11 protein-coding genes are annotated in these 17,862 nt (G+C 54.7%); 9 read left to right on the forward strand and 2 right to left on the reverse strand.

What is annotated here, in order from left to right; all coding sequences use genetic code 11:
• Positions 1-11 precede the first annotated feature (11 nt).
• The gene (locus B9K09_RS19880; protein ID WP_087518429.1) at positions 12-2,660 is read left to right on the forward strand and encodes a bifunctional diguanylate cyclase/phosphodiesterase; all 2,649 of its coding nucleotides are present in this window, start codon (positions 12-14) and stop codon (positions 2,658-2,660) included.
• Positions 2,661-2,781: 121 nt separating this feature from the next.
• Entirely contained in the window at positions 2,782-3,429 is a 648-nt protein-coding gene (gene msrA, locus B9K09_RS19885) for a peptide-methionine (S)-S-oxide reductase MsrA (protein WP_087518430.1), read from the forward strand.
• A 62-nt stretch (positions 3,430-3,491) separates the two neighbouring features.
• On the opposite strand, the gene B9K09_RS19890 is transcribed toward msrA, so the two are convergent.
• On the reverse strand, positions 3,492-4,340 hold the full coding sequence (locus B9K09_RS19890; protein WP_087518431.1) for a 23S rRNA (adenine(2030)-N(6))-methyltransferase RlmJ: 849 nt from the start codon (positions 4,338-4,340) through the stop codon (positions 3,492-3,494).
• 172 nt (positions 4,341-4,512) lie between these two features.
• Here B9K09_RS19890 and B9K09_RS19895 point away from each other — a divergent pair, with 172 nt between their 5' ends.
• The 5 genes from B9K09_RS19895 (at position 4,513) to selO (ending at position 14,513) form a co-directional block, all read left to right on the forward strand.
• Positions 4,513-5,691 (forward strand): YbfB/YjiJ family MFS transporter, encoded by a 1,179-nt coding sequence (locus B9K09_RS19895; RefSeq protein WP_087518432.1) that lies wholly within the window; start codon positions 4,513-4,515, stop codon positions 5,689-5,691.
• 104 nt (positions 5,692-5,795) lie between these two features.
• Positions 5,796-7,598: an acyl-CoA dehydrogenase gene (locus tag B9K09_RS19900; protein WP_087518433.1), complete on the forward strand. Its 1,803-nt coding sequence runs from the start codon at positions 5,796-5,798 to the stop codon at positions 7,596-7,598.
• A 237-nt stretch (positions 7,599-7,835) separates the two neighbouring features.
• Entirely contained in the window at positions 7,836-9,581 is a 1,746-nt protein-coding gene (locus B9K09_RS19905) for a potassium/proton antiporter (RefSeq protein ID WP_087518434.1), read from the forward strand.
• Between the two features lie 33 nt (positions 9,582-9,614).
• Complete coding sequence (gene mscK / locus B9K09_RS19910) at positions 9,615-13,004, forward strand: mechanosensitive channel MscK (RefSeq protein ID WP_087518435.1); 3,390 nt, start codon at positions 9,615-9,617, stop codon at positions 13,002-13,004.
• Between the two features lie 48 nt (positions 13,005-13,052).
• On the forward strand, positions 13,053-14,513 hold the full coding sequence (gene selO / locus B9K09_RS19915) for a protein adenylyltransferase SelO (RefSeq protein WP_087518436.1): 1,461 nt from the start codon (positions 13,053-13,055) through the stop codon (positions 14,511-14,513).
• Between the two features lie 2 nt (positions 14,514-14,515).
• Here selO and B9K09_RS19920 read toward each other — a convergent pair whose 3' ends face one another.
• Positions 14,516-15,214 carry an aspartate/glutamate racemase family protein gene (locus tag B9K09_RS19920; protein WP_087518437.1) on the reverse strand — a complete coding sequence of 233 codons (699 nt, stop codon included), beginning with the start codon at positions 15,212-15,214 and terminating at the stop codon, positions 14,516-14,518.
• A 240-nt stretch (positions 15,215-15,454) separates the two neighbouring features.
• Here B9K09_RS19920 and B9K09_RS19925 point away from each other — a divergent pair, with 240 nt between their 5' ends.
• Positions 15,455-17,245: an SLC13 family permease gene (locus tag B9K09_RS19925; protein WP_087518438.1), complete on the forward strand. Its 1,791-nt coding sequence runs from the start codon at positions 15,455-15,457 to the stop codon at positions 17,243-17,245.
• A 74-nt stretch (positions 17,246-17,319) separates the two neighbouring features.
• Entirely contained in the window at positions 17,320-17,748 is a 429-nt protein-coding gene (trxC, locus tag B9K09_RS19930) for a thioredoxin TrxC (protein ID WP_087518439.1), read from the forward strand.
• Positions 17,749-17,862: the final 114 nt, after the last annotated feature.

Here is a 17,862-nt window from a genome sequence, read left to right on the forward strand (position 1 = left end):
CAAAGCACTTAATGAGAAGCCATCCCACCGTCGCCAGCCAACTGGTGGCCGAGGTTGTGACGCAGTTGCCAGTACCATCACGGTTGGGCATGCTGCGTTTCGAGCGGATGAATGAGGCCAGTTGGGCCTTACTGTTTCTTGACCCTTCTTGTGAGCGTCAGTTAGGTATTGCCGCGAGCGATTTATGCGCCCTGGTTGAGTCACCCTACGCCAGCCTGATGGAGCCCGAAGCGCGCCATTCACTGCACGATCAAATCCAGCAGCAACTGAGCCTGCAATCGCATTACTTAGTGCATTACACCCTGCACACGCCTTTGGGCGCGCTCAATCTGATGGAAATGGGTGAGGCGTTCAAACAGCGTGGACGTCACCTACTGCGCGGCTACTTGTTGGTCACCGCTACGCCTCAATCGAAGCTGCCGCCAGGGACGCAACACAACCCGCAAGAGCAGCTGTTGCCGCTAATTGAAGATCCGCTACAACAGAAAAAACGCATTCTTGCCCAGCAAAAACTAATTCTGCATTTGGCCCGTCATATCTATCAAGGTGACGCATTACAGGACGCAGCCAGGCTGATCACTCAAGCAGCATGCGAGACTTATGCGACCGGGCGGGCGAGTATCTGGCTGATCAATGGCGAATTGCTTGAATCGGTGACGGTGTATCAGGCTGACAATCAACAACACCATAAAGAAGAGCAAAGCCTCAAGCTGAATTCGAACTATATGAGCATCATGCGCGCTGGGCGCTCGCTGCATATCGAAGACGCCTTGAACGATCCACGCGCGATTGAATTGCAGCACTATTTAAAGTCACTGAATATTGGCGCCATGCTCGATGCCGGGATTCGCGTAGACGGCGAGGTCATCGGCATCCTGTGTATTGAGCATGTTGGCGGACCACGTCAGTGGAAGACCGACGAAATAGCCTTTTGCGGCGAACTGGCTGACCAATATGCGCAAGTGCTGTCAAACCAGGAGCGGCGCAGCGCAACGCAAGCGTTGTACCTGTTTAAGCGCGCGGTGGAACAAAGCGCCAGTGCATTCATATTGCTCAACCGTGATGGTTTGGTTGAGTACGTAAACCCCAGTTTTACCGCAATAACCTTGTACAGCGCGGAAGAAGTGCAAGGGCGACGAATTTCTGAGCTGCCTGCGCTGGAGAACCTCAGCGATCTGCTATTTAACAGCCAGTCGGGTCTATCAGGTCATAACAGCTGGCAAGGCGAATTCAAAAGCAGGCGTAAAAACCTTGAGCCGTACTGGAGTCAGCTGTCGATTTCAAAGGTTCATGCCGATGACGGGGTGCTGACCCATTACATTGGCATTTACGAAGACATCACCGAAAGCAAAAGCGCACTGCAACGCATTGAGCGCCTTGCCTTTCGCGATAATCTGACCGGTCTTGGCAATCGCTATTCGTTTATTCGGGCGCTGGAAAAACGCTTTGCTGTGCCTGACAAAACGGGTATCAGCCTGCTACTGGTGGACATCGATAACTTCAAGCGGATCAATGACAGCCTCGGCCACCAAACCGGTGACAAGCTGCTTTCCAGTTTAGCTAAACGTCTGCGCAATACCCTGACGCCGACGGCGATTATGGCGCGCTTTGCCAGCAACGAATTTGCCATCCTGCTTGATCATCACGATCTGGATGCTGGCCAGGTGATTGCTTCGCAAGTCCTGAAAACCTTGGACAAACCGCTGTTCGTCGATAATCAGTTGATCAGTATTACCGGCTCGATTGGCCTCGCCTGCGCCCCGGCGCATGGCACCGACCCGCAAATACTCACCAAGCATGCCGGGCTTGCGCTGCATAAGGCCAAAGCTAACGGCAAGCATCAGGTCTGTGTGTTCACCGAGGCGCTGAACGCCGAGGCCGACCATAAGTTGTTTGTCGAGAATAACTTGCGCCGCGCCCTTACCCAGAATGAACTTGAGGTGTTCTATCAACCCAAGTTGTGCCTGAAAACCGGAGCATTGGTCGGCATTGAGGCGCTATTGCGCTGGCATCACCCGCAAAAAGGCATGATCAGCCCCGATCAATTCATTGGCGTTGCCGAAGAGACTGGACTGATCATCCCGATTGGCAAATGGGTGTTTCGCCAAGCCTGCCGCATGAGCGTGCAACTTGCCGCTGTGGGCATGGGCGCCATACAGGTGGCGATCAATGTCTCGCCTAAACAGTTCACCGACCCGGACCTGGTCGGCGCTATTCGCACAATCATCGAAGAAGAACAGCTGCCGCCCGAACGAGTAGAACTTGAGCTGACCGAAAGCCTGCTGCTGGAGGCCACCGACGACACCCGCAGCCAGCTAATATGCCTAAAAAAACTCGGTCTTAGTTTGGCTATGGATGACTTCGGCACGGGTTACTCGTCGCTAAGTTATTTGAAGAAATTCCCGATTGATGTCATCAAAATTGATCGCAGCTTCATCAAAGACATCCCACAGAATCAAGACGATATGGAGATCACCTCGGCGGTGATCGCCATGGCGCATAATCTTAAGATTAAAGTCGTTGCAGAAGGCATTGAAACGAGCGCTCAGCTGAAGTTCTTGAGGCGCCAACGCTGCGATATCGGCCAAGGCTTTCTGTTCGACAAAGCAATTGCCGGGCGCAACCTGATTGACAGCTTGAAGCGTTATATTCGCAACTAGTACAACGGCCCCATGCTTAGGTCTTAGCTGTTTTCGCTAAGTTCGGGCTAGCCGATTTTGTAACGTCGTCGCACAATGGCGGTCTACCAAGCACATGAAAACGATGTTGAGGAAATGGCTCATGGCTCTGCGTTCGCAAATTCTTGTAAACAAACTAGAACTCCCAACAGCCGATCAGGCATTGCCGGGGCGGGACGTAGCGATGACTGTACCCGACGCTCACTTCGTCAATGGCAACGCTCTCCAGGGTCCATTCCCGCAAGGCCTGGAAACAGCAATATTCGGGCTTGGCTGCTTTTGGGGTGCTGAGCGGCGCTTCTGGCAACAGCCCGGCGTGTGGAGCACGGTGGTGGGCTACGCTGGCGGGATTACCCCCAACCCAACCTACGAAGAAACCTGTTCCGGTTTGACCGGACACGCTGAAGTCGTGCTGGTGGTGTTTGACCCTAAAGTCACCAGCTTTGAGGCGCTGCTAAAAGTCTTCTGGGAGGCTCACAACCCAACGCAAGGCATGCGTCAGGGTAACGATCAGGGCAGCCAATACCGCTCAGCGATCTATTGCAACAGCGAAGATCAGCTGGCTAAAGCGCTGCAAAGCCAGGCAATGTTCCAGGCAGAGTTGGATAAAGCAGGCTTAGGCAGCATCACCACTGAAATCGCTGAGGCCGGCGAGTTCTATTACGCCGAGGTCTATCACCAGCAATACCTGGCAAAAAACCCAAGCGGTTACTGTGGTTTGGGCGGCACCGGCGTATGTCTGCCAGCGTAATCAGGCCCGCATAAATATACAGGCGACCTCGCTTCTGCCAGGTCGCCTTTTTTATGGGACGCTTAACCCGAGGTTTTTTCTTCGATCAACCAGTCCATGCGCCAGCCGCCCTGAGTTAACCCCAGACGCTCAGCCAACCAAGGCAGCAACAGCTTGAGTTCGTCTTCCAGGCCCCATGGCGGATTGCTAATGACCAATCCGGAACCATTCAAACGCAGCGACTCATCGGTAGGGTGAACATACAACTCAATACGCAGTAGTTTGGGCGCTGAGCTCTTTTCAAGGTCGCGGTAAAACTTACGTAACTGACGCAGGTCCTTGATTGGATACCAGATAGCCACTATTGCTTGACGCATGCGGCCAATCGCATCGTTTAATGACTCGACGCTGCGGTCCAGCTCATCATCTTGCTCAAACGGTGGATCAATCAGCATCAGCACGCGCTTTTCCTGGGTCGGCAACAATGCACGCGGCACATGCCAGCCTTCGCCAAGATGCACAGCCACGCGCCGGTCACCCTTCATATTTTCTTTGAGTAAACGTCCGTCTTCCGGGTGCTTCTCATTGAGCTGCAAACGATCCTGTTCACGGGTAAGCATTCGCGCCAGCTCAGGCGAGCCAGGGTAATGACGCAGCTCACCACTCGGATTCATTGCACGGATCACCTGCAGATAGTCGGCAAACTGCTCAGGCACGTCATCGGCCTGCCAAAGTTTGGCAATCCCTTCAAGCCACTCACCTGTGCGCGAAGCCTGGTCACCTCGCAAGTCATACAAACCCACACCTGCATGGCTGTCGAGGTAGGCAAATGGCGCCTCCTTACGTGACAACAGGGCAATCATCCGGCATAAGATCAGGTGTTTTAAGACATCGGCGTGATTGCCGGCGTGATAGGCGTGACGGTAGTTCATGGTATTCAGCTCCTCGAAGCCCTACAGTTTAACCGCTTAGCTCGGTTTCGCAGTTATTTACACCTTGAATTCACGCAGCATTTAACCGGCAGGCTCTATGATTGCCAGTTAATGGCAATCTTCTGCTGGCAGTACCTGCTGGCTTTTTGTTTTCACTGTATTAAGTTCACGAATGAATACTCTCCCGCAGCGCCATCTGATCCTTGCCTTACTCGCCGGTGCCAGCGCATTGGTTGTGGTTCATGGGCTAGGCCGCTTCGCCTATACGCCGCTACTGCCCTATTTGATCAGCGATGGTTTCCTAACGCTTGAGCAAGGCGCCAGAATCGCGACCTGGAATTACATCGGCTACCTGATCGGCGCGTTACTCGCATTGGCCCTGCATGCTCCGGCACGCATGCGCATCGCCCTGCCCTTGGCGCTCCTGCTCAATGCCCTGCTGACAGTGACGCAAGTTTATGCAACCTCGGTTGAAAGCCTGACATGGCTACGTCTGGCTAATGGCATCACCAATGGTGTGGTGTTTGTACAAGCACCGGCATTGGTTCTCGAATGGCTAGCCCAACACCAGCGCACACGCCTGAGCGGTTTGATTTACTTGGGGCTGGGCGGTGGCTTGTTGCTTTCAAGCGCAACCGCTACTTGGCCTGCGAATTGGCTAAACGGCGCTGACCGTTGGTGGCCGATGGCGATATTAGGCCTGCCGCTGGCTCTTTTAAGTATTGGATTGCTGAGTCGGCTTAAACTGCATACACCTGCGGTACAGGTGAAGCATTCACACACTCGCTTGTTTGACCGCGCCAGCACGCCGCTATTTCTCGCCTACACCGGCGCCGGGCTGGGTTACATCTTACCGATGACATTTTTACCCTCACTGGCAAAAGAGCAACTCGACCCAAGCGACCCGCTCGTCAGTGGCGCCTGGTTATGGACGGCCACCGCCAGCCTCATCTCGATTGCGCTGTGGAACAGCCTCGGCGCGCGAATTGGTGATCGTCGGGCATTGCTGTGCAATTACGCCGCGCAAGGGCTTGGCGCTGCGGCACCAATGCTGTGGCCGGGCTCGGTGGGTATCTTGCTCTGCGCAATTCTCGTCGGCGGCAGTTTTATCGGCACGGTGTTTTTGACACAACGCCTTGCGCGTCAACTCCACCCGCATCAAGGCCCACGCCTGTCTGCTGCACTTATCGCCTTGTACGGTGCCAGCCAGTTACTCGGCCCGTGGCTTGCAGAACAAGCCCTGCAAATGGGCGCTACGCTAACCCAGTGCTTTGCGATTGGCGCGGGAGCGCTGTTCTGGGGGCTGTGCTGGACATTTGTAATTCCACGCAACCCGGTCCAGCCCCGTTAAGCGGCTGCATACGGACTGATTTAGGGCTTTATCACGCCGATGGATAATACTGGGCAGTGCCGCGGCGCCTGCCTAGACTCGGCGCGACTAACAGGAGGCCAATCATGTCCGAGACTTTGCTTAACGCCCGTAATCTTGCGTTCGAACTTTACGAAGTGCTCGACGCCGAGGCATTGACCCAGCGCGAACGCTTTGCCGAGCACAGCCGTGAGACGTTCGATGCGGCAATCGATACCGCGCGGAGCATCGCTGAAAACCTGTTCGCACCGCACAACCGCAAGAATGATGAGAACGAGCCCGAATACGTTGATGGCGCTGCCAAACTGATTCCGGAAATCAAACCAGCAGTCGACGCCTTCCTTCAAGCCGGGTTTCTCAACGCCACTCGCGAATTCGACGTTGGCGGCATGCAGTTGCCTAATTTGTTATCACAAGCCTGCTTCGCCCACTTTCAGTCGGCAAACATCGCTACATCTTCCTACGCGATGCTGACAATGGGCGCTGCCAACCTGATTGAAGCATTCGGCGATGAAACGCAAAAAAAGCGTTTTCTAGAGCCGATGATTGACGGACGTTTCTTCGGCACCATGGCCCTGACTGAACCACACGCGGGCTCCTCACTTTCGGACATTCGTACGCGTGCAGAACCGGCAGAGGATGGCTCTTACCGGCTCAAGGGCAACAAGATTTTTATTTCTGGCGGTGACCATCCATTGTCAGAAAATATCGTGCACATGGTTCTGGCCAAACTGCCCGATGCGCCGCCCGGCGTTAAGGGTATTTCGCTGTTTATCGTGCCCAAGTTTCTGGTTAACGACGATGGCTCGCTGGGCAAGCGCAATGATGTACTGCTGGCAGGTTTGTTCCACAAGATGGGCTGGCGCGGCACCACCTCGACGGCGCTTAACTTCGGCGATAACGGTGAGTGCGTCGGCTACTTGGTGGGTAAGCCGCATCATGGCCTGGCGTATATGTTCCAGATGATGAATGAAGCACGAATTGGCGTCGGCATGGGCGCGGTGATGCTCGGCTACGCAGGTTATCTGTACTCACTGGATTATGCCCGACAGCGCCCACAGGGCCGCTTGCCCGATGGTAAAGACCCAAGCTCATCACAGGTGGCAATTATTGAGCACGCTGACGTGCGCCGGATGCTGCTGACCCAAAAGGCGTATGTCGAAGGCGCCTTTGACCTCGGTTTGTACGCCGCACGCTTATTTGATGACACTCAGACACTCGAAACCGAAGAGCAACGCCGCACCGCGCTGGAGTTGCTCGACCTGCTGACGCCGATTGTCAAGTCATGGCCCTCGGAGTATTGCCTCAAGGCCAACGAGTTGGCTATCCAGATTCTTGGCGGTCACGGTTACACCCGTGAATACCCGGTTGAACAGTACTACCGCGACAACCGCCTTAATCCGATTCACGAAGGCACACACGGCATTCAGTCTCTCGACCTGCTGGGCCGTAAAGTGTCGATGAATAACGGCGCGGCGCTCAAACAGCTGGTCAAGCTGATCCAACAATGCTGCGAACGAGCGAGCGCTTTCGAATCACTGAACAACCTGCGCATACCCCTTGAGCAACTGCTGGCGAGGCTGTCCAGCGTGACCCTGGCACTGCTCGGTGACTTAATGAGCGGTAAGGTTAATCAGGGCTTGGCCAACTCGGCTTTATACCTGAAAGTTTTTGGCCATGCGGTGATCGGTTGGCGCTGGCTGGAACAAGCAATCTGTGCAGAACAAGGCTTGGCAAAAGGCAACGTGGCGGATCAGGACTTCTATCAAGGCAAGCTGCAAACAGCGCGCTATTTCCTGACGTGGGAAGTACCAGGCTGCCATCACGAACTGGCAATTCTTGAGAGTCGCGACGACACCTGCCTCAATATGCAGGACCGCTGGTTCTAGGCAAAAGATCTCACCTTGTGCATGCAACGTGCGCAAGGTGAACCGGCATACACTCTCCTCAACCACGCTCGTGGGGATGCTTAAAACACTGCACTTACAGCCTTGGCAACCTGCCCCCTCAGGCTTTGCACATATAACGCTATATGTTTTTTTAACCACGCGACAAACTCACAGGTTATTATAGGTGGCACGTGCCATGCATAGGCGCATTGCCAGTCGATAAAGGAGTATGCCGCTTTGGATGCCAGTACCATCAACAGTCTCTTCTTGATCGGTGCATTGCTGGTAGCCATGAGCATTCTGGTGAGCGCATTTGGCTCGCGCTTCGGCATCCCGATTTTGGTCATATTCCTCGGCGTGGGCATGCTTGCAGGCGTCGATGGCCCCGGTGGCATAAGCTTTTCTAATTACCCGCTGGCCTATTTGGTCGGTAACCTTGCGCTGGCCATTATTTTGCTTGATGGCGGCATGCGCACCCGCGTCTCCAGTTTCCGTGTAGCCCTTTGGCCATCCCTTTCGATGGCTACGGTTGGGGTCATGATTACCGCTGGGTTAACCGGCGTTGCAGCCGCTTGGCTGTTTAACCTGAGCTGGATGGAAGGCCTGCTGATTGGCGCGATTGTAGGTTCAACCGATGCCGCAGCGGTATTCAGCCTACTCGGCGGGCGTGGCCTTAACGAGCGGGTGAGTTCAACGCTGGAGATCGAGTCAGGCAGTAACGACCCGATGGCCGTGTTTCTGACTGTGACGCTAATTTCCATGTTGCAAGCAGGACAAACCGGCTTCAGCTGGAGTTTACTGGGCAGCCTTGGATTACAGTTTGGCCTGGGCGCATTTCTCGGTTTAGTCGGCGGCTGGTTGCTGCTGAACCTGATTAACCGCATTACCTTGGCCAATGGCCTGTATCCGTTACTGGTGGTCAGTGGCGGCCTGATGATCTTTGCCATCACCAACACCCTGGGCGGCAGTGGCATACTTGCGGTTTACTTGTGCGGCCTATTGCTTGGTAATAAAGCCATACGCTCGCGCCACGGCATTCTGCATATGCTCGACGGCCTGACATGGCTCGCCCAGATCGGCATGTTCTTGGTCCTCGGCTTGCTGGTAACACCACACGAATTACTGAAAGTTGCGCTGCCTGCACTGGGCTTGGCATTGTGGATGATTTTAATCGCGCGCCCCCTCGCGGTGTACCTCGGGTTATTACCGTTCCACGCCTTCCATGACCGCGAACGCGTATTTATTGCCTGGGTTGGCCTGCGCGGCGCAGTGCCGATTATTCTGGCGGTATTCCCACTGATGGCAGGCTTGGAGAATGCTCAGCTATTTTTCAACGTGGCGTTCTTTATTGTCATCGTCTCGTTACTACTCCAGGGCACCAGCTTGCCACTCGCGGCTAAGTTTTTACGGGTAACGGTTCCACCTGAGCCAGCACCATTCTCACGCTTGGGTCTTGAAATTCACCCGACCAGCCAGTGGGAATTATTCGTTTATCGCTTAGGCGCAGAAAAATGGTGTATCGGCTCACCACTGCGTGACCTGAAAATGCCAGAAGGTACGCGGATCGCTGCACTGTTCCGTGGCAATGAATTGCTTCACCCGTCGGGCAGCACCAAGCTCGACGCCGGCGATTTGCTCTGCGTAATAGGCCATGCGTACAATTTGGAAGCACTCGGTAAATTGTTCAGTCAGGCGCCAACACGCGGCCAGGATCTGCGCTTCTTCGGCGACTTTGTACTTGAAGGCGATGCTGAGGTAGGCGCCGTTGCCGCGCTCTATGGCCTAAAACTGAACGAAAACGAAGACAATATGCTTCTCGGTCGCTTCATTGCCCATAAAATCGGCGGTGAACCAGTTATTGGCGATCAGGTCGAATGGCAAGGTTTGACCTGGACGGTCGCCGCGATGGAAGGCAACAAGATCCGCAAGGTGGGTGTTAAATTTCCAGAGGGCAGTCGCCCCGGGCCCGGCCTATTCCTCTAAACTCTGTTAACTTCGAGCCGCCCGAACGCAACCATGCCCTCTTTCCGTAAATACATTGCTTTCGCTCTCATCAGTCTGCTGCTGAGCAGCCCTCTGGCATTTGCAAATGAGCCGCCATCATCCAGTGATGTAGAAAGCCAGCTGTCAGCACTGGCTGACAGCAAGCTGCCTGAAGCCGAGCTTGCAAAGCTGACGCAGACACTTGAGAAGACTCTCAGTCTGCTGCGCCTCAAAGAACAGAGTGAGAAGGACCTCGAAAAACTCAATCAGCAGCTAAGCGCAGCCCCACGCTTGATTGGTGAGGCGCAGCGTGAGCTAACGCGCCTCAAAGCCAGCCAACCGACACCGGTTGCCGAGCGCTATAGCAACAGCAAAGTTTCCGATCTCGAGCAAATGCTCAGTGATCGCAACAACCAGCTTAGCGAATGGCAAAAACAGATCATTGATGCCAACAGCCTGATCATTACCTCGCAAACACGCCCAGAGCGGGCGCAGGCGGAGATCAGTAGCAACCAGGCACGCGCCCGCGAAATTGGCGAGGCACTGAAGAGCGGCAAACTCGCCGGAACGCCACTGACCAACGAAACCAGTGAACAGCTGAACGCTGAGCTGGCCCAGTTAAATGCGCAAACTCAACTGCGCCGCCAGGAACTGAGTGGCAACAGCCTGCTACAAGACTTAGGTGCGAGCCAACGGGCCTTGTTAGACGAGCGCATCAAACGTCTCGAGCAAGAGTTGACCAACCTTCAGGAGCTGGTCAACAAGAAACGTCGCGAAATGTCCGAGATGACCTTTGCAGAGCAATCGCAAAGCGCCGAAAAGCTGGGCGGAGACGGCTTGCTGAGCCGTGAAAGCGCGCTGAATGTTAAATACTCTGACTATCTGCTCAAAGCCACTAATCGCCTCAACCAAATCACCCAGAAAAACCTGCAGACCAAGCAACAGCTCGACACACTCAATCAGAGCGACCAGGCACTGGATCAACAAATCAGTGTGCTGCAGGGCAGTATTTTATTGTCGAAGATCCTTTACCAGCAGAAGCAAGCCTTGCCGAAGCTGGATATCGACAAGAACTTGTCTAATGACATCGCCGACATCCGTCTCTATCAATTTGAGATCAATCAGCAGCGAGAGCTTATTAGCAACCCAGCCACCTATATCGATACGTTGATACAAAAGCAGCCGGATGAAGACATTAGCCCAGCGCTACGAAATTCTCTGCAAAGTATCATCGAGAAGCGTCGGGAACTGCTCGATCTGGTAAGCAATGAGCTGGGTGCACTCCTCAATGAGTCCATCACCCTGCAACTCACGCAAAAGCAGCTGCAAACTACTGCTACAGCACTGAGCGAAACGCTTGAAGAACAGATGTTCTGGATCCCAAGCAACAAACCACTCAATCTCGATTGGTTCATGAGTTCACCGGCCAAGCTCAAGCGCCAGCTCGCTGAGTTGCCATGGATCTCCACTACTCGCGAGTTCGGATCAGGCTTGGTGGGCAAGCCCCTTCTGTTCCTACCGTTGTTACTGGTTATCGGCTTGCTGTTGTGGCGGCGCAGCGCAATTACCAACAAGCTTTCCGACCTCCACAAAGATATTGGTCATTACAAAAACGACAACCAGTTGCACACGCCGATGGCGATTTTGTTGAATATCCTGCTGGCATTGCCGGGTGGGCTGTTCCTGACGCTATGCGGCTTTGCTCTACAAATCGATGCTCGCGGACAAAACGCCAGTCTCGCGTCTGCCTTTTTCAGCATGGCGCAAGCCTGGATGGTGCTATACACCGTCTACCGTATTTTATCGCCAAGCGGAGTCGCTGAACTGCACTTCCGTTGGACTCGCCCGCATGTTGCCTTCTTGCGACGTTATGTTCGCTATCTAGGCCTGATTGTTCTGGCCCTTGTAGCCGTGGTGACCATTGCCGGGCATCGACCGGCAGAACTGGCGGATGATGTGCTCGGCATCGCCATCTGCGTAACCTGTTACGCGCTGATGGCGTGGTTGCTCAGCCGAGTTCTGCTGACCGGGCCAGCCCGTGAAAACAGCTCAATGTTCCGCACGCTCATTGCCAGCATTGTCTGCATACTGCCGTTAGCCCTGATCGTCGTGGTCGGCATGGGCTATTTCTACACCGCACTCAGGCTAACCGACCGCTTACTCGACACCCTTGGCCTGATGATGCTTGGCTTGATCGTCGAAGCAACCTTTGTGCGCGGCCTTTCGGTTGCGGCTCGTCGCTTGGCTTATCAGCGTGCAATGGCCAAACGCCAGGCCGCGCAAGCCGCAGAGGAATCAGAAACAGGCGAGGTGGTGACAGAAGAGCCGACACTGGATATCGAGCAAGTTAACCAGCAATCGCTACGACTTGTGCGGCTGGCCTTGCTGGGTGTGTTTATCAGCTTGCTCTGGCTGATCTGGGCTGACCTGATTTCAGTGTTCTCATACCTCGACAACGTCACCCTGTACGAGTACGTCAGCGGCACCGGGGCGATGGCAAGCATGGTCCCAATCAGCCTCAGCGACGTACTTGGCGCATTAGTGATCATCGGTATTACCATCGCGCTCGGGCGCAACTTGCCCGGCTTGCTTGAAGTGTTGGTGCTCTCGCGCATGAAGCTCGCCCAAGGCAGCTCATACGCCACAACCACCCTGCTGTCCTACGCCATCGTAGCCGTCGGCACGGTTACAACTCTATCGACTCTGGGCGTAAGTTGGGACAAGTTACAGTGGCTGGTCGCAGCGCTATCGGTAGGTCTTGGATTTGGCTTGCAAGAAATTTTCGCCAACTTTATTTCCGGCTTGATCATTCTGTTCGAACGTCCGGTACGTATCGGTGACGTTGTGACCATCGGCAATCTCTCCGGCACAGTCAGCAAAATTCGCATTCGGGCAACGACGATTACCGACTTTGACCGCAAAGAAATCATTGTGCCGAACAAAACCTTTGTCACCGACCAACTGATCAACTGGTCACTGAACGATACCGTCACTCGTATCACCGTGATGATCGGCCTGGCGTATGAGTCCGACCTCGAGTTGGCCCGTAAGCTGATGATGCAAGCCGCGATGGAAAACCCTCGTGTGCTACGCGACCCAGAGCCACTGCTGTTCTTCCTCACAATTGGCGCAAGCACCTTCAACTATGAATTACGGGTTCATGTTCGAGAGCTTGGCGATCGTAACGCTGCGACCGACGAATTGCTGACGCGCATTGCCATGAGTTTTCGCGAGCATAAAATCGAGATGGCATTCAATCAATTGGATGTCGTGGTCAAGAATCTCAATGGTGCCGAGTTGAACTTGAAAACCGTTAATCCGGTCATGGTACAGAGCAGCCAGGCCCCACAGTCACAGGCCGAAGAAACACCGACTCAAGTGTCACTCACCAAACCATCACCGCCTGCGGTCGACCCGAACTAAGCATCGCGTTATTGTGAGGCGCTGTCTTTGCATTACCGGAGTAGCGCCTTGAAAAAACTCAGCGAGCTGATATTTGATAATCGCTTTGCACGCCTGGGCGATGCATTTTCAACCCATGTACTGCCAGAGCCGATTGCCGAGCCACGCTTAGTGGTTGCCAGCCAGTCAGCCGCGGCGCTGCTTGACCTCGACCCGAGCGAGGTAGAAACCGAGGTTTTCGCACAGATATTCGCCGGCCATAAACTTTGGAGCGATGCCGAGCCGCGGGCAATGGTTTACTCCGGCCATCAATTTGGCGGCTACACCCCAAGACTCGGTGATGGGCGCGGCTTATTGCTCGGCGAAGTCATTAACGACGCTGGCGAACATTGGGATATGCACCTCAAGGGCACCGGACAAACGCCTTACTCACGCATGGGCGATGGCCGCGCCGTACTGCGCAGCTCGATCCGTGAGTTTCTTGCCAGCGAACACCTTCACGCGCTGGGCATCCCCAGCTCGCGTGCGCTCTGCGTGACCGGTTCAAGCACGCCCGTTTGGCGCGAAAAACAAGAAACCGCCGCCATGGTCTTGCGCCTTGCGCCAAGCCATATTCGCTTTGGCCACTTTGAGTATTTCTATTACACCCAGCAACACAAGCAGCTAAAACAGCTGGCCGAGCACGTTTTGCACAACCACTTCGAAACCTGTGTGGAACAGCAAGATCCGTATTTAATGATGTTTCGCCAGATTGTTGAGCGCACCGCTGAAATGATTGCCCACTGGCAAGCGTACGGTTTTTGCCACGGCGTGATGAACACCGACAACATGTCGATTCTGGGTATCACCTTCGACTATGGCCCGTACGCCTTTCTTGATGATTTTGATGCCAAGCACATCTGTAATCACTCCGATGACACCGGCCGCTACAGCTTTAGCAATCAAGTGCCCATCGCACAGTGGAACCTTGCTGCGCTCGGTCAGGCGCTAACGCCGCTGATCAGTGTCGATGAATTACGCGCCAGCCTTGAGTTATTTTTACCGCTGTACCAAAGCCATTATCTGGATTTAATGCGTCGACGCTTTGGTTTTACCAGCGGCAAGGACGACGACGAAGCCTTGGTCCAGGACCTTCTGCAATTGATGCAGAGCAGCGCCATTGACTACAGCCTGTTCTTCCGCGAGCTGGGTGAAAGTGAGCCGCAGACTGCCTTGGCACGCCTGCGCGAGGACTTTACTGACTTAGCAGGGTTCGACGCCTGGGCTGAGCGTTATATGGCTCGCGACCCATTACAGGGCCAGTCACAACAGCAGCGGCGTGAGCGTATGCACGCGGTAAATCCCAAGTTCATCCTGCGCAATTATCTTGCCCAGCAAGCAATCGAGGCAGCAGAAAAAGGCGATTACAGCGTCGTGCGCGAGCTGCACCAAGTGCTCAGCCAACCCTTTGCCGAGCAACCGGGCAAAGAACGCTTCGCCCAACGCCCGCCAGATTGGGGCAAGCACTTGGAAATCAGCTGTTCATCATAAGCTCAGCTGTCCGCCAGTATCCAATTGAGGCCCATCTCGACATGCAGCTCGGTGCTGTCGAGCATTGCCAGCGCGGCTTCAGTGCCTTCCAACAGCAAGCCTATCTCGGTGCAACCGAGTATCGCGACTTCAGCGTCTCGCTCGCGTAATTGCGCCAGACACTGCAGATAGTATTCGCGGGAGCTGGGCTCAAAGCGCCCTTGGCACAACTCGGCAAAGATTATCCGGTCTATCTCCTCAACCTGCTCGCTGGGCGGGATCAATACTTCAATGGCGAAGCGCTCAGCCAAGCGTTGCCGATAGAAATCTTCGAGCATAGTGAACCGCGTACCCAACAATGCAGCACGCTTCACTCCTCGCTGTTGCAGCGCCTGGCCAACAGCGTCGCCAATATGCAGCAAGGGGATATCGACAGCCGCCTCAATCGCTGGCGCGACTTTGTGCATGGTATTGGTCGCGAGCAACAGGGCGCTGGCACCGGCGCCTTGTAAACGTTGGGCAATATCGGCAAGAACCTGCCCTGCCGCCTCCCAGTCGCCTTGTTTCTGCAGCGCCGCGATCTGCGCAAAATCAACCGAGTGAAGCAGCAACGGAGCCGAATGCAGGCCGCCCATACGCTGGCGCACGCCCTGGTTCAGCAGCCGATAATAGCTGCTGGTCGACTCCCAACTCATCCCGCCCAAAATACCAAGCTGACGCATTGCCTGCTCCTTGCCAATCACAGAGTTCTTAAATCTGAGCCTATCGCGCATCACCCGCGGAGCACAGTAACAGTGGCAATCTGTCTTACGGATACAGCTTATCTATTAAACCGAAAAGGCATATAAACCTTCTCAAACATTCTTAGACTATCTAAGCAAACCCCACTATCTTGGCGACCAAGTGCAATTGGCAATAGTGCGCTTGATACCTCATACGAGATTCAACGTTAAAGGACGCCCATGTTCGGGGATTCACTACCACTGCTGTTTGTTGGCGCTCTGATTATATGGGTGCTGGTTGCCTTCATCAGAGAAACGTGGAGCCCGGATATCGTTGCCGCCATTGCGGTCGCCGCACTGTTGGTCACGCAACTGCTGACCCCGGCTGAAGTGCTCAGCGTTCTATCCAACTCAGCCCCGGTGACAATTGCGTGTATGTTCGTGCTCTCCGCAGCGCTTGAACGTACCGGATGCATTGATGCGCTGGGCAACTGGCTAGGGAACCTGGTCGGCACCAACCCCGTCCGCGTATTGACCGGTTTAACCTTAACGGCGCTGATAGCCTCCGCCTGCCTGAACAACACACCCGTCGTAGCGATTTTGACCCCGGTCGCCATATCACTGGCACGTCGCGCGGGAAGCATGCCCTCGAAGCTGTTGATTCCACTGTCGTACGCCACGATTCTCGGTGGCACCCTGACCATGATTGGCACCTCGACCAATATTCTGGTCGACGGTGTTGCCCGTAAAGCCGGGATGGCCCCGTTTGGCATCTTCGAGATCACTGGCGCAGGCCTTATTCTGGCGACTGCCGGCATGGCTTACTTACTCTTGGTCGGTCGCCACCTGCTGCCAAACCGCGACACCTTATCGCGACAGTTACGCCCAGACCTCGACCGCACCTTTATGACCGAGCTGCTGGTTCCCCATAACTCACCCGTTATCGGCAAAACCCTTAGCGAAGCCAATCTCAATGGCGGTAGCGGACTGCAAGTACTCAAACTGTTTCGCGCCGATCAAGAGTTCACTGAGCCAGCGCACGATACCCTGCTCGCCAATGGCGACCGCCTGGTACTCCACGGCCAAGTCAAAAATGTAGTCGAGCTGCGCGAAACGGGTCACTTGTCGTTCAATCGCAGTGATGCCTTTGAAACCATTAGCAGCCACGATGTAATTCTCGCCGAAGCCATCGTCGGCCGTAACTCACGCTACAGCCACCGGCCAATGCGTGACCTCGACTTGACCGCGCGCTACGGTATCGCTGTGCTTGCGGTGCATCGCCAAGACGAAAATGTGCAGGGCAACCTGGATGACTTCGAGCTGCAGTTTGGTGATGTAATGCTGGTTGAAGGCACACCGGCACAGATCAAACGGTTCGCCGACAACGGCGAGTTGATCAGTCTTAACGCCGTACAGGAGCGCGCATTCCGCCGAGACAAAGCCCCAATCGCAATCATTGCAACTTTTGCGGTGATGATCCTGGCCGCCTTTGGCGTGATGCCGATTGAGGGCCTGGCAATAATCGGTGCGGTCACAGTGCTGGCAACGCGCTGCCTGGACGTTGAGGATGCCTACAAAGCGGTCGACTGGAAAATTCTCAGCCTGATTTTCGGCATGCTCGCCATCAGCATCGCCATGGACAAGGTCGGGCTGGTGAAAATATTGGTTGAGAGCATGATGGGCTGGCTACCATGGGCCGGGCCGCTGATGATGCTTTCAATGCTTTATCTATTCACCTCGGTGCTCACCGAGATGCTCTCAAACAACGCAGTTGCGGTATTGGTAACCCCCATCGCAATTGGCTTGGCGCAACACCTCGGCATCGACCCACGTGCCTTTGTGGTCGCCGTGATGTTTGCCGCCAGCGCCAGCTTTGCGACGCCAATTGGCTATCAAACCAACACCTTCGTGTATAACGCCGGTGGTTATCGTTTTACCGACTTTATGAAAGTCGGTATTCCGCTCAATCTATTGTTGTGGGTGGTGGCGACCTTGGTCATTCCACTGTTCTGGCCATTGGTTCCGGTCTGAGCCACACGGATCTTCGCTTCCTTGAAAAGCGCCAGTGGCGGCCGCAAATATAGGCAATAAACTTGGAGTCAATCATGTCCAAACCACTGCTTATACCCTGCCCCAGCTGTAACGCCCTGAACCGCATCCCCAGCGAGCGCATCAGTGACAAGCCGAGCTGTGGCCGCTGCAAAGCAATGCTGCTAACCAGCGCGCCGATTGAACTGACTCAGGCCAACTTCGCCAGCCAGACCAAAGGCGACCTCCCATTATTGGTCGATGTATGGGCCAGTTGGTGTGGCCCGTGCCAAGCATTTGCGCCAACGTTCAACCAGGCCGCCATCCAGTTACAGGGACAATACCGCCTGGGCAAACTCGACAGCGAAGCCAATCAGCAGTTAGCCGGACAACTGGCTATCCGCTCAATCCCGAGCCTGATTCTGTTTCGCCAAGGTAAAGAAGTGGCTCGTCAGAGCGGAGCGCTGGGGTTGGCGCAACTGCTGGCGTGGCTTAAAAACCACTAGGGAACCCCTGAAGAACTATTGCAATGAAGCCCTATTGCCAGTTAATTGAGCACTGCGGTCAAGCCCAACGACAGATACGGTCAATTGCAACCTGACATCCAAGGTTTAGGCTAA

This window comes from Pseudomonas sp. M30-35 (genome assembly GCF_002163625.1).
Taxonomy (GTDB): domain Bacteria; phylum Pseudomonadota; class Gammaproteobacteria; order Pseudomonadales; family Pseudomonadaceae; genus Aquipseudomonas.